The sequence below is a fragment of the Algoriphagus iocasae genome, assembly GCF_014206875.1.
Taxonomy (GTDB): Bacteria; Bacteroidota; Bacteroidia; order Cytophagales; family Cyclobacteriaceae; genus Algoriphagus; species Algoriphagus iocasae.
Genome location: NZ_JACIJO010000003.1, coordinates 337,715 through 353,973, shown reverse-complemented (window position 1 = coordinate 353,973; position 16,259 = coordinate 337,715). Strand labels below are relative to the sequence as shown.

At 39.2% G+C, this 16,259-nt stretch carries 8 protein-coding genes; 1 reads left to right on the top strand and 7 read right to left on the bottom strand.

Annotated elements, in window-relative coordinates:
• Nucleotides 1-5 precede the first annotated feature (5 nt).
• The 3 genes from FHS59_RS15745 to FHS59_RS15735 form a co-directional block, all read right to left on the bottom strand.
• Nucleotides 6-2,408, bottom strand: coding sequence for an ABC transporter permease (locus tag FHS59_RS15745; protein WP_184496376.1), 2,403 nt, complete (start codon nt 2,406-2,408; stop codon nt 6-8).
• Between the two features lie 241 nt (nt 2,409-2,649).
• Nucleotides 2,650-3,999 carry a Gfo/Idh/MocA family protein gene (locus FHS59_RS15740; protein ID WP_221444522.1) on the bottom strand — a complete coding sequence of 450 codons (1,350 nt, stop codon included), beginning with the start codon at nt 3,997-3,999 and terminating at the stop codon, nt 2,650-2,652.
• Between the two features lie 27 nt (nt 4,000-4,026).
• On the bottom strand, nt 4,027-4,686 hold the full coding sequence (locus FHS59_RS15735) for a 3-keto-disaccharide hydrolase (protein ID WP_184496375.1): 660 nt from the start codon (nt 4,684-4,686) through the stop codon (nt 4,027-4,029).
• Between the two features lie 268 nt (nt 4,687-4,954).
• On the opposite strand from FHS59_RS15735, the gene FHS59_RS15730 reads away from it, so the two are divergent.
• Entirely contained in the window at nt 4,955-6,028 is a 1,074-nt protein-coding gene (locus FHS59_RS15730) for a PA0069 family radical SAM protein (protein WP_184496374.1), read from the top strand.
• 197 nt (nt 6,029-6,225) lie between these two features.
• Here the strand turns inward: FHS59_RS15730 and FHS59_RS15725 are convergent, their stop codons facing one another.
• The 4 genes from FHS59_RS15725 to FHS59_RS15710 form a co-directional block, all read right to left on the bottom strand.
• The gene (locus FHS59_RS15725; RefSeq protein ID WP_184496373.1) at nt 6,226-8,643 is read right to left on the bottom strand and encodes an ABC transporter permease; all 2,418 of its coding nucleotides are present in this window, start codon (nt 8,641-8,643) and stop codon (nt 6,226-6,228) included.
• A 186-nt stretch (nt 8,644-8,829) separates the two neighbouring features.
• The gene (locus FHS59_RS23650) at nt 8,830-11,241 is read right to left on the bottom strand and encodes an ABC transporter permease (protein WP_184496372.1); all 2,412 of its coding nucleotides are present in this window, start codon (nt 11,239-11,241) and stop codon (nt 8,830-8,832) included.
• Between the two features lie 63 nt (nt 11,242-11,304).
• Nucleotides 11,305-13,716, bottom strand: a complete 2,412-nt coding sequence (locus FHS59_RS15715) for an ABC transporter permease (protein ID WP_184496371.1) — start codon at nt 13,714-13,716, stop codon at nt 11,305-11,307.
• Between the two features lie 55 nt (nt 13,717-13,771).
• Nucleotides 13,772-16,216: an ABC transporter permease gene (locus FHS59_RS15710; RefSeq protein WP_184496370.1), complete on the bottom strand. Its 2,445-nt coding sequence runs from the start codon at nt 16,214-16,216 to the stop codon at nt 13,772-13,774.
• Nucleotides 16,217-16,259: the final 43 nt, after the last annotated feature.

Here is a 16,259-nt window from a genome sequence, read left to right as displayed (position 1 = left end):
TGTGATTAATCGCTTTTTAATGTTTTTGCCGGATTGAGGGAATACACCTTCCAGCTTCTGTAGGCTATTGTCACGATGGCCAAAATAAAGACCAGAGAAATAGAGATGACAAAAGGCCAGATTGAAATATTGGTCTTATAAGTAAAATCCTGAAGCCACTTGTTGGAAAACCAGATTCCAAAACCAGTAGCTAGTACTGCAGCCAGCGCTAGAAGTTTCATAAAATCTGCTGCCAAAACCTTGATTACATTTTCCTGTGTAGCTCCTAGAACTTTTCTAATGCTGATTTCACGGGTTCTTCTTAAGGCTACATAACTAACCAATCCAAATAATCCCATGCAGGCAATGAAGATGGCAATTCCGGAAAATATCCCAAAGATGACACTTGCCTGCTTCTCGGAACTATACATTTTTTCATAAGCCTGATCTACAAAAACAGGATTGAAAGGTCTTTCTGGCACTAGTTCTTTCCAGATGCCTTCGAGAGTTGCCAAATGCTCAGTAGGATTTCCTTCGGGTAATTTTATAAGTAATACATTGGATTGATCCGGATCATTAAAGATCACCATTGGACTTACCTGATAATGCAAAGAATTGAAATAGAAATCCTTCACTACCCCTTTGATTTCAGAGTTGGAGTTGAAACCCAAATTGATGGTTTTTCCGACAGCTTCTTCCGCAGTCCAGCCCATTTCCTTCACTGCCGTTTCATTAAGAATAACTGGAAACCTCTCTGTACCTTCCTCTAAATCTGATCTCTTAGGATCATTTTCTGAGAACTGGCTTCCAGCTATCAACTCTAAATCGATCGTTTTCAAAATATGAGTATCCACAGAGTATCCTGTGATCATAAATTCACGGGAGTTATCACCTCCAGGAAATACCCGATATCCAGCTTTTACATGTATCGGCATATCAGCAGCCCGGGAAATAGAAGTTGCAGCACCTGAACGAAGCATTTCATTTTTGATGGTTTCGATCCCTTCGCGCATATTGTAATGGTAGCTTAGGGAAACCAAATGCTCTTTCTCATAACCCAAATTGACTCCTTGCATATAATCCAACTGGGATTTTACTACAAAAGTGGAAATCAATAAGCCAATGGAAACAAAAAACTGGAAAACTACCAATGACTTTCTTACCCATGCACCACCACCCATTTTGGTTTTATTTGCCAATGCCTTGATAGGTTCCATGCCAGACAATATCAAAGAAGGATAAATTCCAGCCAACACGCCTATTAATGCAATAAAGCCTGCCATCAGGATTAAGCCAAGTGGCGAAATGATCAGCGCCATATTCAATGGAACTCCACTGATAGAGGTGAATTTTGGTGCGATAAGGTAAAGTGCCAAAATACTTAAAACAGTGGATGCCAAGGTTAAGAGCATGGATTCAGAAACAAACTGTCCAAACAGCTGTGATCTTCCTGCTCCCATAGCTTTTCTCAACCCAACTTCCTTATTTCTTTCTGTAGCTTCAGCGGTAGCTAGATTGACATAATTGATCACGCCAATCGCAATCAGCAAAATCGCGACGATACCAAAAATGTATAAATATCGAATATCTGTACCTGGCTTAATCGAACCTAAAGACTGGTCTCCAAGATGAATTTGCGTTACAGGTTGGATGAAAAATGCAGTTTCATAACCATATTCTGCTAGGTCTTTGCCTAAATATTTATCTACGATTTGTTCCAGTTTCCCTTCGAATACCTGAGGATCAGATTCTGGCTTCAACTTCACATAGGTGTAATAATTACTTGGCGACCATTCTGGGTCTTTACCATGTCTATGTGTTTTAAAAGAAGCAAGAAAATCAAAATTGATATGACTATTGGAAGGAAAATCCTCCATCACTCCAGAAACAACATAGTCTCTATTGTCAATTTTTAAGGCTTTTCCAGCAACTCCATTTGCAGTTCCAAAATACCTTTCGGCAGTACTTTTAGTCAAAACGACTTGGTTTGGCTCCGCCAAAACCTGTGAAGCATTTCCAGCCAAAAGATTGAAGTCAAATACTTTAAAGAAATTCTCATCAGCATACGCGAAAGCCTTTTCTTCTTGATTTCCTTCTCCATTATCTACCATGACCGTAGAAAAAATGCTGATATCAAAAATCAATGTTCCATTTTCTACTTCAGGCACCTCATCAATCAATGTAGGAATCAAACTGGAAGGAGTTGAAGAAACCAATTCTGCTTGTCCCTCAGATCTGAATTCCTGGTTTAATCGGTAAATGCGATCATACCCTGAATACATTTTGTCATAACTCCACTCATGATGTATATATAGACAAATTGCCAAAAAGCTAACTACGGCAATGGTAAGTCCCAACAGATTTATACCTGTATAAAGCTTTCGCTTTTGCAGGTTTCTGAAGGATACTTTTAAGTAATTTTTCCACATAGTCTTTGAGAAAGGAAAATCCGAAAATTGACTTGAAGTAAAAGAGCATTGATCAGATCATGCCCAAAACTTCCGACTCCAAGGAGTTCCACTTTTGTGCCACAAAAAAAAGCCCCTGAAACGACTCCAGAGGCATTTTTCGGTATTCAACCCTATTGATTTCTCGAACATTTTTGTTCGCAGGCGGACAAAGACAATGTTCAAGTTTTATTTTTCAACTGCTAGTTTCTAGCTCTTTTGATCAAAATTTACGGTACTTTCCATCCAAGTACTGATTCGCTTCTTTTTCTGCGAAACGAGCTTTTTTACTGTCCCAATGCAGCGTCTGATTTGGGAACCTTCCCGCAATCACACCTAGCAAAATAGTCTCAGTCAATCTTGCCGCATAAGAAAAAGGTGCAGAGCATTCGTCTTTTCCTAGGCAAGCATCCACAAACTGGTGGTAATGCTTCTTGCTTTCAGAATCATAATCTTTAACCGGTGCTCCTAGGTTAAACGACTCAATGTCCATTTCCTTATATTCTCCATCAACAATTAATCTTGGCAACTGCTGGAAGTGAGGCAAAAGCAATCTTCCTTTCTCACCCATAAACATTGCTCCCTGGTCAGGAAGTTTTTCACCATTTGGCAAAACTAAATCCGGATGATTTGCTGGCGCTCCTACTCCATCATACCATACCCACTTTAATTTCTCAGCAGTGTGTTTGGTACCTGGGAATTCATAAGTCACGGTATTGTGCTCAGGGAATCCAAAACCTGTTGGCTGACGACACTCATTGATAATGGTTTCTGGAACATCCAGTTCCAATGCGTTGTATGGAGTATCGAAGATATGCACACCCATATCGCCTAAGGTTCCGCATCCATAGTCCATAACTTTTCTCCAGTTACCAGGGTGGTAGTATCCTTCTTTATAAGGTCTTTCAGGAGCTGTTCCCTGCCATAAATTCCAATCAAGAGAAGCTGGAACTGGATCAGATCCAGTTGGCTCTGGCCCATCAAAGCCCCAGTTTTTAGGAGACCAAGCTCTTACAGTATTGACTTTTCCGATGATACCAGATTGGATCAATAGTGTCGCTAATTTATAATCGTAGAAAGAGTGCACCTGAATCCCCATCTGAGTGATAAGGTTTTTCTTCTCAGCCATTTTCTTCATTTCTCTTGCCTCAGACACGTGGTGAGTCAATGGCTTTTGACAATAAACAGGCTTGTCCATTTTCATGGCCATCAAGGAAGCCGGAGCATGCGTATGATCAGGAGTAGAAACCACTACTGCGTCAATTTCATCCTCTAACTCTTTCAATAAAACTCTGTAATCAGCATAGATTTTCGCATTTGGGTGCAAAGCTTTTGCTTTGGCAAGTGCCTCACTATCTACATCACAAAGTGCTACGACGTCCACGAGATCATGAGATGAAATCGCATCCAAATCAGCCATTCCCATACCGCCAAGACCGATATGTGCAGTTCTTAATCTTCCTTCTGCATATAATTTTCCCAAAAACGAAGGTGCCAAAGCGGCTCCTAGGATACCAATACCACTTTTCTTGACGAAATCCCGGCGATCCATAACTGAAATTTTCTTACTCATTATTTATGATTTAGTTATTTTGATGATTTATAATTCTTTAATTCTGATGTTTCTGAAGTGGACGACATCTCCATGTCCCAAAAAGCCAATATGTCCAGAGCTTCTCTCCAAACCTGGATGCTCTTTATGATCCAAAGTTCCGTCTTTACTCGCTTCTAAATAATCCCCTTCTAAGATAGTTGTACCGTTTAATATCACCTTGATTTTTGGATGATTCACAATAACCGTTTGCTGGTTCCACTCTCCTACTGGTTTTAGAAAACCACGTCTCGCAGGTATCACACCATAGACAGATCCATGATATTGATAGGTTTGCAATTCGGCATATTTCTTTGCTCTGTTATCCAAAATCTGTAATTCTTTTCCCACATAAGCAGCGTCCCCTTCCAGAGGTGCATGGATTCCAAGACCGTTATTTGCCCCTGGTGTCAGCTGAAATTCAAAATGAAGGATAAAATTTCCGTATTCCTTTTCAGTGTACAGGTTTCCGCCACCACCTCCCTGAGGATCGATGACAATCATCCCATTTTCAGTTCGATAAGACTCTTTATTTCCAACCCAACCATCTAGATCTTTGCCATTAAACAAACTGGTAAATCCAGGCTCCAATGATTTATTCTGAGCACTACTCGTTGCTATCGCAAAGCCAGAAAGGAAAATAAAAAAAATACATTTTAGGGTTTTCATAAGATGTTATTCAAGTCAATTGTTTCTTGGCATACTAAAACCATGGCACAATTTAACTTTTATAGGGAATTTCTCATTAAAGAACTTCATTAAAAATTTTAATTACACCATTGGGGATTTATTGATTTTTTTGGGAAAGATGCGTTTTTATTTACCCATGTCGAATACCCAATTTTATTATTTCATACCTATTCAATAACCTGACATCTGCTGTCGAACACAAACTTTCATCTTTCTTGATACCATAGAAGCCAGTAAATTAGCTTTTATGGAGGGAGAATTAAATGCAGAAAAGTATTTCAAAGGAAGAGGTTCCCAGATTAAACCTGAAAACCGATTCCTTACCAATCACTATGTATCTGATCATATCGAAGGAATAGACGAACCTATGATCCAGAGCCCTTTCACCAAACTTTTCTTTGAAAACCCAAAAACAATTGTCAACAAAGTAAGCAGTCCTGATGTAGGGATGATCTATTCGCTTAATCCATATCAGGGTTGCGAACATGGTTGTAGTTATTGTTACGCCAGAAACTCACATGAATATTATGGTTTTGATGCCGGATTGGATTTCGAAAGTAAAATCATGGTCAAAAGAAATGCTGTTCAACTTTTAGAGCAATTGTTCAGCAAACCCAATTGGAAGCCAGCTCCCATCAGCCTTTCAGGAAACACAGATTGCTATCAACCGATTGAGCGAAAGTTTGAATTGACCCGAAATCTTTTAAAGACTTTTCTTCGCTACAGGCATCCAGTTGGCCTGATCACCAAAAACAGCTTGATCCTTCGTGACTTGGATATTTTGGAAGAACTGGCAAAAGACAACTTGGTCAAAGTCTTTATTTCTATTACCTCTCTTGACGAAAAAGTGAGACGTAGCATGGAACCTCGAACAGCCAGTGCCAGCAAAAGACTCAAAACTATAGAGGAGCTTTCCAAAGCCGGTGTCCCCGTTAGCGTGATGTGTGCCCCTATTATCCCTGGCCTGACGGATCATGAAGTGCCAGCCATACTCAAAGCAGCTGCGGATCGAGGAGCACTTTCTGCAGGAATGACTATCGTACGCCTAAATGGCAGCGTTGGGGCTATTTTCGAAGATTGGGTTGTAAAGAATTTCCCTAATCGTGCTCCTAAGATTTTGGATCAAATCAGTGCTACCCATGGAGGCAAGTTGAATGATTCAGAATTTGGAAGGCGCATGAAAGGCGAAGGAAAAGTCGCTGAAATGATCAATCAACTGTTTAAGACTTCTCTAAAGAGATACTTCGCCGGTCGCACCATTCCTGAATATGACTTGAGTAAATTTAGAAGAGGCGGGAATTTGAATTTGTTTGAACAATAATAGTACAAAGTCCTATGAACAAAGTACCAAGTATCTTTAAACTCCGTCATTCCGAGGATTAAAACTGAACTTCGATTTCTATACAGAAATCAATAATCCGAAGCAATCTGTTTACTAATAATCAGTTTGCCTCACTCATTCCTCGGTCTCAATGACTCAGAAAATCCCAAATCCCCAATCCCCAATCCGAAATCGCCTCACTCGCTCTTCAAGACTTTCGCTGGATTCGATTGCGATGCTACAAAGGAATGAATACCAACGATTAGCAAGCAAATAGCCATCACCCCTAAGCCTGCAGCGATAAATATCAGATAAGGCATTTCTACCCTTGTATTGAAGCCATTGAGCCAGTCATTTAGAAAATAGTAGGCAGGAAAAACTGCAATCAGAAATGAAACTCCAACTAAGATCATATACTCTTTGGAGATCAAAAACAAGATCTGATTCAATGTTGCACCCAGGACTTTCCTGATGCTTATTTCTTTGGTACGTTGGGCGATTGTGAAACTGGAAAGACCGAATAAGCCTAGACAAGAAATCAAAATTGCCAACCCGCAAGCAAATCCTAACACGTTCTTAATTTTAACATCTTCCTGATAGAACCGATCGATTTGTGTATCCAGAAAATTAAAAGATGCAGTTTCATAGGGATAAATGGTCAGATAAATCTGCTCTAAACGCTCCTTTGCGGCTGCAAGATTTTGATCAGAATTTAGCTTCACATTCACAGTCTGAAAATATTCAGGGTTGTAGGTAAATAGCAATGGACGAATTTTTTCCCTTAGCGTTCTGGAATGAAAATCAGCAACTACACCGATAATTTTGACCTGCTTTTCGCTATATCCGATTTCAGATCCAATAGCCTCTTCCACACTCGCAAAGCCTGCTTCTTTCACAAATTGCTCATTGACAAGAATTTCTTCCTCCCGATCTATTCCATCGGTCCCCGCTAGCAAAGGAATCCCATTTACTTTCACAAAAGCCGAATCAACATTCATCACCTGAATCGAAAGCTCCTCAAAAGTAGTGTCCACAGGCACGCGTACGACTGATGTCCAAAGGCTGGTGGAAGATGCCAAGCTTCCACTGAGACTTGCACTTTTTACGATTCCTTCCTGATTGTAGCGATCCTGAAGCTGGACCATCTTGTCTGGATCAGACATGAATGGTAATTGGGCATACAACACTGCTTCCTTGTCAAAACCAAGTGGTTGACTGGTCACAAACTTGAGTTGATAGTTTAATACCAATACAAGAATTATAAAAGCAATAGAAGAAGACAATTGAATAATTGTAAGATTCTTTCTAAGAAATACCCCTAAAGAAAATTTTCTGTTTTTCACCATTTCGCCTTTCAGAGCACGTTGAGGGTCGTAATTAGATAGAATCAACGCTGGGTAAATACCCGAAATCAAGGTCAAAAGAACAGGGAATGCTGTATAAAACAGGATGTTGAAAAGTGAAAAATATTCGATGGAGAAATCTTGAGGTAAGTAAGTTTTAAATAATAATTTAAGCCCTTCTACTAAACCCAAAGCCAAAATAGAGCTGACCAAAATAATAAGAAACGTTTCAGTCAGAAACTGCGAAATCAATTGAATACGGGTTCCTCCTATCGTCTTCCTAATCCCTACCTCTTTGGATCTGCTAATAGCTTGCGCTGTTTCAAGATTTACAAAATTCAAGGTAGCAAGCACCAAAATTATTAGACCAATAAAAACCAAACCATTTAAGAATGTTTTGGAAACACTTTTACTGCCATAGGTTTGACCAAAATGCATCTCTGAAAGAGGCTCTGTAAAGAAGCTGGTTGCATACTCTCCATTTTCCTCAGCCTCCATATTTTTGGCTATCAAAGGCGTAAATGCCTCATCTACCGATTGAGGTGATACGCCTTTAGAAAGTTTTACAAATAGTTGGCTACTTGAAGTCACTGAATTCCACTCATGAATGCCATACCAATTTATTTGCTCTTCAGTCCTAATCGTACTTAAAGAAATAAAGTCTTTGAAGATAAAGTCGGTATTCTCTTGATAATCAGCTATTACCCCAGTGACTTTTGCATAGATAGAATCTGTATCCACGAACATCAATTCCTGCCCTAAAACATCAGAAGCTTCAGAACCCGGAAAATACTTATGCAAACTTGCTTCTGAGATGACTACAGATTCCGGTTGAAGCAAGGCTGTTTCAGGGTTTCCTGAGAGCCATTTTCTTGGGAAAATTTTGAAAAAGTCCGGATCAGCAAAAGTTACTTCATTGGATCTATCAAACACCTTATTTGTATTGGGCAAAGCCACTAAAGTATTGTACATAGTATACAATTTGCCTTTTTCCTCTATCCCAGGGATCTCTTCTTTGATCACATCATAAAGTGGCCCTGGTGTTCCAGAATTAGGATAACTTCCTCCATCTCCATAGTCTGTCAGTGTATTCACCCGATAAATCCTATCTACGTCTGGATGAAACTTATCAAAGCTATAGGAATGCGTGACCACATTAAAAATCAAAAAACTGATGGCAATTCCAATAGATAAACCTAGAATATGGATAGCAGTTCGAAGCTTATTTCTAAGGATATTTCTGAAGGCGATCTTAAAATAGTTTTTTAGCATATGGTTGAAAGTTTTAAAAGTTGGAAAGTTTAAAGGTTCTCGAACAAGTTGTAAGTTGATGTACTAATTTTTGTTGCTTTTAATTTAAAGTTTATCAGGCTTAGCGAGTCGGGGCCATTTTGTAAAATTTTACTCGAAGACAGGTTCAAAACTGACGACATCCGCAATCGCATATCCGACATCACTTCATTCATCTTTCAAAACTTTTGCAGGATTCGTCTGGGACGCATTGAAAGCATGTAATCCAACAATGGTCAAGCATACGATCAGAATAAGGAAACCTGAAAGGATAAATAGGCCGTATGGCATGTCAATCTTGAATGCATAATTATTGAGAAACTGACTGGCAAAGAACCAAGCTATACCCGAGGCAATAGCAAAAGAAATCCCTATCAGTAATACATATTCCTTACTGATCAATACCAAAACCTGAGAAATAGTCGCTCCCAAAACCTTCCTGATTCCAATTTCTTTGGTTCGCTGTGCGATGGTAAATGAAGATAATCCGAAAAGCCCCAAGCAGGAAATCAGGATTGCCAAAAAGGAAGCAAAACCCATCACATTGCGAAGCATTTGATCATCCTCATAAAATTTTGCGATCACTTCATCCAAGAACTTAAACTCCGAAGATTCCAAAGGATACAACTCTTTGAAAATCTGATCCATTGTTTCTTTGGCTTCTCGAATATTTGCACCTTTCTCTAATTTCACAGAAATCAAGGAAGAATATTCGGGCTGATAAACCATCAGCAAAGGCTTGATTTCAGATCTTAAACTCAAGGAATGGAAATCATTTGTCACTCCTTGGATCACCCGAGTCGTATCATCGTAATAGAAACTTTTACCCACCGCTTCTTCTGGGTTGGCAAAACCGAATTTCTTCACAAATGACTCATTGACCAAAACCTGGTCTATTCGATTGGCTATGTTTGTTCCAGCAATAAGTTTCAAACCATTGACGGAAACAAATGAGGAGTCGATCAACTTATTTTGAACTTCTACATTCTGTGAAATGGAATCAACTGCCATTTCTACCTCCGAAGTAGAATAGCTATTGGAGGACACTAAATCATCGCTGAAAGACACTCCCTGGACAAAGGCTTGCTGGCTGAGTTTTTCTTTGAAAATATCTACCCGATTTAATTCATCACGAAATGGCGTAGAAATGTACAACACAGCTTCTTTGTCAAATCCCATTTCCTGCTGGCTCATGTACTTTAATTGGCTGGTTAAAACCAAGACCATGATTACAAAAGTGATGGAACATGTAAACTGGACCACGGTTAGATTTTTGCGTAAAAATACTCCGAAAGAAAACTTACCGGCTCTGACTCTTTCTCCTTTCAAAGCTCTCTGAGGATCATATTTTCCCAAAATCAACGCAGGATAAATGCCTGCGAGAAAAGTCAATAAAATGGAAAAGCCCAAGAGAAACCCGAGATTGGTCAAAGAAAAATAATTGACTTGAAAACCTGCCGGTAAATAGTCCATTGCCAATGATTTCAAAATTTCCACCAGGGCAAAGGAAAGGATAGCTGCCACAAAAACGATCACAAATGTTTCTGAGAGAAATTGATAAGTTAATTGAGAGCGATTCCCTCCAAGTGTTTTTCTGATTCCAACTTCTTTGGCGCGATTGATGGCATGTGCAGTTTCCAGATTGATAAAATTCAGACAGGCCAAAACCAGAATAATTCCGCCCAAAATCATAAGCCCATTTAAGATCAAGGGCTCAGCCGGATCATTTTGATACATAGCATCCCTAAAATGAACTTCTGACAAAGGCTGTAAAGCATGATTACGCTCATCTCCTTCATCCAACTCCAGGTATTTCCCAACCAATGCATTTAAATCGCTTTCTAATTTTAATGGATCTGTAGTCTCTGCAATTTTTATAAAAACCTGAGAATTTGAAGTAATTGCATCCCAACGATCCATATTGAATCGGGATTTATTCTTCATGGTCTGAACTGAGTTCATTGAAATAAAACTACTGAACTCAAAATCAGAATTTTGATCATAGGCTTTTACAATACCTGTGACAACTGCAGGTATGGAATCTTGATTGAAATAAACGATTTCTTTACCAAGAATCTCTTGTGGATCCAGATCTGGAAAATAACTTTCTGCAGATGCTTCAGAAAGCACTACTGTGTTAGGTTTTGCCAAGGCTTGTTCCTCCGATCCAGCGATCCATTCTCTTGGGAAAATTTTAAAAAATGCCTCAGAGGCCAATAAAACTCCATCTTGACGTCCAAGATTTTTATCAGATGATGGAATCCCAACCATCGTTTTGCTGAGAAGATAAATATGCGTTCGGTTTTCGATTCCTGAAACTTCATCCTGTATTTGCTCTCCTAATGGAAAAGGCACTCCGGGATTTGGATAGATACTACCCCGATAAATCGAAGTGGTGGACACCCTAAAAATTCTATCTCCATCTGGATGAAACTTATCATAACTATGCGCTTCCAAAACGACATTGAAAATCAAAAAACAAATAGAAATCCCAATCGACAAGCCCAATACATGGATAGCTGTTCGAAGCTTATTTCGGAGGATATTTCTCCAGGCTATTTTGATGTAGTTTTTTAACATAAGCGTTTGATATTTTTTATCCCCAAGACCTCATAGGCTAAGCCTATAAACCTGAAACCATTTTTATTCATCTTTCAAAAATTCCGCAGGATTGATAAAAATTGCTTTGAATGTCTGGTATCCAGTTGTTGCCAAAAACAAAAGCAAAATGGAAATAGCAGGCAATACAAAAAACCACCAGCTCAGAGTTACCTGAAGCTGAAAGTTTTCCAACCATCCAGAAAGCAGGAGGTATGAAATCGGGATACCAGCCAGAAAGCATATGGAAAGCCAAATCAAATATTCGCCTGAAATCAATTTTAGAATTTCCCCCGCTGAAGCACCTAAAATTTTACGGATACTCAACTCTTTGTTTTTCTGCAGTGCAAGCTGACCTGTCACTCCAAGCACTCCCATGATGGCGATCAAAATTGCCACAATTGAAGCGAGCCCAAACAACATGACAAATTGCTGCTCACTTTTATATTGCTTGTCAAAATGTTCATCCAAAAAGTAATATTCAAAGGGTGAACTCACGTAGGATTTTTTAAAAACACTTTCAATCTCCTGAAGTACCTGCTCTGGATTTGAACCTTCATAATCAACCACATAATACTTCAAATCACCTTTCGAAAAATTCAAAACCAAAGGTTCTACCTCTACATTAACTCCTTGCTGGCGAAAATCATCCACGACAGCAACAATTGGTACGCTTGAGTTGCCAAATTCAAGTTGCCTTCCAATGGCATCCTCGGCTTTATCAAATCCTAGAGCATTCATTGCTTTTTTATTGATAATAGCCTCCTTTCCTTTCTCCAGTGAGGTATTAAATGGCTTTCCCGCCAAAAATTGAATATCGAAAACATCAAAATATCCTTCTCCCACATCCAACATAGAATACATCACCCCATTATTCTTTTTTCCTTCTACATGAAAATCTTCAGATCTCCAGTACACTTCATTACCGGGAATTTCATTAGTGGCGCCTATGCTCTTTACTGCATTCAGAGACCCAACTGAATTTTGAATTTGCTCTTGATAGTTACCACTTCCCTCTATATATAACATGGGAGATCGAAATACCACTTTATCCTCCAGGTTAACCCCTAACTTCTGATCTCGCATAAATTCCAGCTGCATATAAACAGTCAGAACTCCAGTAATAATTATCAGGCAAAAGACTAATTGACTGATCAAAAGTGGTCTGGCAAAAGCTGATTTTAACTTAAATTTAAGGGTGCCCTTTAAAGCTCCTGCGGCCGAAAAAGAAGTTAGAACTATAGCAGGATAAATACCTGATAATAAAGTTCCTAAAACCCAAAAACCAATGAGATATCCAGCGATCGAATCAACTTGAAAAACGCTTTCAGGTAGATCTAACCCCAAAACATTATTTAAAACTTTGCCTGCAGAAAATACCAGAACAGCAGCTAAAACCACCGCTAGAAAATTGATTAAAAAGCTCTCAAAAAGAAACTGGAAAAAGATCTGGAACCTATTCCCACCTGAAACTTTCCTTACTCCAATTTCCTTTGCTCGACTTAGTGCTTTTGAATTGGAAATATTGATGGAATTGAGATAGATCATCAATAATACAAATACTCCGATCCATAAAAAGTATCTCAGATTCTTCCCATCAACACCTTTCTCATATTCTCCAGAATAGTCCAACGTCGTGTGAATAGTGTTCACAGGTTGTAAGGATAAATTCCATGCTGTGTTACTGGTCTTTAAGTTTTCACCATAATGCTGCTGTAAACTTTCATTGATGGCTTTTTCTGTTTCGGGAATGGAAGCATCAGGAGTTAATTTCAAAAAGGAGTACAAGTTTAACCAATCATAAGATTGATCGATACCTTTCCCAATAAAGTGATGTAGGGTGGCATAAGAAATCAAAATCTCTGGCTTGATATGCCTATTTGCCGGAGGAGACTCAAAAACTCCTGCCACTTCAAATTCCACCGTTCCATCAAAATTGGTACTGTTTATTTCGAGGGTCTTTCCCAATGGGTTTTTATCTCCGAAAATCTTTTGGCTGGTAGCTTGGGAAAGCATTACTTTCAGTGGTTCTGCCATAGTAGCAAAATTCCCTTTCAATAATTTTGTATCGAAAAACTCAAAGTAGTTTTGATCAACAATAAATATATCTTCCTCTCTCACGAACTGCTCCTCAATCCCCGCTATAACTTCACCAAGAATAACCACCCGACTAAAGTCCTCTACCGCTGCAATTTCTTTGGCAAAAGTTTCGCCCATCGCAGGAGAAGTTCTGGCGCTACTTTCTTCTAATTCACCTTTGGCCAAAGTGGTGAGATTGACCCGATACAATTGATCAGAAGCGTCAAGGTCTGAATCGTAACTTTTCTCAAACTTCACATAAATCATGATGAGCAGAACAGCACTGATTCCTATTGCCAGTCCACCGATATGTATCAAGGAATTCCATCTTTGAACATAAAGTTGTCTAAAAAGTATTTTGAAATAGTTCTGTAACATCACATGTAAAATTTAATTGAAGTATTGGTAAAATCTCTTCTCTTTTTCTTTTGCCCTATTCATCCTTCAGCGTTTTTACAGGATTCATCTGGGTGGCTTTAAAAGCCTGAGCAGAAACAATGATCAGCGTAAAAGCAATTCCTCCTATTGCCAACAGCAGGAAGTTTAACCATGAAGGCCAGTCTTTCACTGCAAACTGGCCAATCCAATTTTGCATCAGATATAAGCTTAGCGGCAAAGCAATTAATACCCCAGCAACAGTGATCATCAAAAACTCCTTATTAAACATCCAGGAAATACTGACACTGGATGCCCCCAGAACTTTTCGAATACCGATCTCTTTGGTTCGGCCTGCAATGCTTAAGGCTGCCATGGCAAACAATCCCATTGCGGCGATTAAGATTGCGATTCCGGCAGCAAAAAACACCATTTTACCCAAACGCTCATCTGCTTTGTATTGCTCCTCGATTGTCTGATCTAAAAAGCTGAATTTGAAAGCTTCCAATGGAAAAACCTGCTTCCATTCATTCTCAAGCATCGTTCTGAAACCCTCGAAATCAGTGCCTGTTCCCTTAACCAGAACTTTTGGATTGGTAGATGAATTAATGCTCAGCATATTGATTCCACTAAAGAAAGTCGCTGGATTTTTCACCAATAAGATTGGCTCAATCTCTTTGTACAGGGAATTATGATGAAAATCTTTAACCACTCCTACAATTTGGTGAGGATCAAAACGTGGATTTGGCATCAATTCTCCCAAAGGATCATCCCATTTCATTGCTTTGGCAAAGGCTTCATTAATGACAAATGCACTGCTATCTGATCCGGGATCGGGATTAAAACCTCTTCCTTCCACCACCTCCAAGCCCAAGGTTTTGAGATAGTCCCCACCGACAAAATTTACCCTAAAATCAAACTGATCTCCATTTTCCAATGGGAAACCCGCAAACCAAAATGCCTCATCTCCATAAGTTGAAACTGTGATTCCTGCAGACTGTACTTCTGATCTTCTTACCAATGCCTGTCTGTATAGTTCTGCTTGCTGAAACCCTAGTTGGATGGAACTCACAAAACTTTGGGTTGGCACATAAGGGACATCCACCACGACCACCATCTCCTGGTCAAAGCCAAGATCATAGTTTCGGATGGCTTTCATCTGATTTACCATGATCAAAGTGGATGCGATGAGTAAGAATGAAATGAAAAACTGAAAAGCAACCAACCCTTTTCTTAGAGCTTGCTTTCCAAAATGCATGGAAAGGTTCCCTTTTAGTACTTTGATCGGTCTTAAATTAGACATGAAAAATGCCGGATAGGCACCAGCCATGGCAGTAATCAAAACAACCAATCCCGCCAAAATCAAGATTTGTACAGGACCATAAACAAGTGTTAATTCCTTCTCAAAAAGATTATTAAAGGTAGGAACCAAGAGTTCCGCCAAAACCAATCCCAACACCAAAGCAGTTATCGTGGTAAGGAATGCTTCTGTCAAAAACTGGAAAACCAATTGGCCAAACTCTGCACCCATGGTCTTTCTCACCCCAACTTCTTTTGCCCGAGTAGTGGATCTTCCGATTGCCATTGTAGTGAAATTGATACAAGCTATCAGGAGAATGAGAAATGCAATCCCCGCTAAAATCCATAAGAGTGTCGGCCGGGTAGTTTCAGCCATTCCTGTATTCGCATCATCCGTCAAATGTATTTCAGACATGGGCTGCAGCGTAAAGAAGTATGTACCCTCCTCGTAATCCTCTCCCAAAACCTTTTTCATCATGGGATCCACTCCTGCTTCTATAGAAGCTTTTGAACTGGCATCGTTAAGTTTGACATAAGCCTCTCCATATACATTGTACCAGTTATTTTGATTTTGTTCGGCTATGTTGAAATCCAGATTTTTATCATTCATCAAGATTTCAAATTGTATACTGGAATTACTTGGGACATTTTCCAAAAGGCCAGTCACTCGATACTCCTCATAATTATCACCCATTTTCAATCGGATAGACTTGCCGATTGGATTGGCATCTCCAAAATATTTCTGAGCCACCTTTTCCGTAACCACAATCCCGAACTTATCATTTAAGACCTGATTTTTATTTCCTTCAATCAATTCGAAATCAAAGATCTCCAGGAAGTCCGGACTCACCATTAGCAATTTCTGGTTTTGAGTAGTTGACTCATCCAAATAGGCTTGAGCTGAGCTGGAAATCATTCGGGTAATGTTTTCAATTTGAGGAAACTCACTTTCAAAAGTTGGCGCAGTAATGACAGGAGTGGAAAAAGATGAAAACTCCTCTCCTTCGCTGATTTCATGTCTTTCCAGTCTAAAAATTCTTTCGCTGTCCTTATGAAAATTATCAAAGCTTGCCTCAAACTGGACAAAGAAGAATATCAGAATGCTTACACCTAATCCCAAAGTGAGACCTATCAAATTGATCCCAGTATGAAGCTTATTCTTCAAAAGGTTTCGAATGGCGATTTTGAAATAATTTTTAAACATTGCTATATAGTTTTATTCTATTTTTTCAGTATCAGGTTTTAGA

Bases quoted from the DNA above. Each gene is read 5' to 3' on its own strand.
- FHS59_RS15715 (WP_184496371.1), bottom strand. From the start codon at position 13,716: ATGTTACAGAACTATTTCAAAATACTTTTTAGACAACTTTATGTTCAA.
- FHS59_RS15725 (WP_184496373.1), bottom strand. From the start codon at position 8,643: ATGCTAAAAAACTATTTTAAGATCGCCTTCAGAAATATCCTTAGAAAT.
- FHS59_RS15710 (WP_184496370.1), bottom strand. From the start codon at position 16,216: ATGTTTAAAAATTATTTCAAAATCGCCATTCGAAACCTTTTGAAGAAT.
- FHS59_RS23650 (WP_184496372.1), bottom strand. From the start codon at position 11,241: ATGTTAAAAAACTACATCAAAATAGCCTGGAGAAATATCCTCCGAAAT.
- FHS59_RS15740 (WP_221444522.1), bottom strand. From the start codon at position 3,999: ATGAGTAAGAAAATTTCAGTTATGGATCGCCGGGATTTCGTCAAGAAA.
- FHS59_RS15745 (WP_184496376.1), bottom strand. From the start codon at position 2,408: ATGTGGAAAAATTACTTAAAAGTATCCTTCAGAAACCTGCAAAAGCGA.
- FHS59_RS15730 (WP_184496374.1), top strand. From the start codon at position 4,955: ATGGAGGGAGAATTAAATGCAGAAAAGTATTTCAAAGGAAGAGGTTCC.
- FHS59_RS15735 (WP_184496375.1), bottom strand. From the start codon at position 4,686: ATGAAAACCCTAAAATGTATTTTTTTTATTTTCCTTTCTGGCTTTGCG.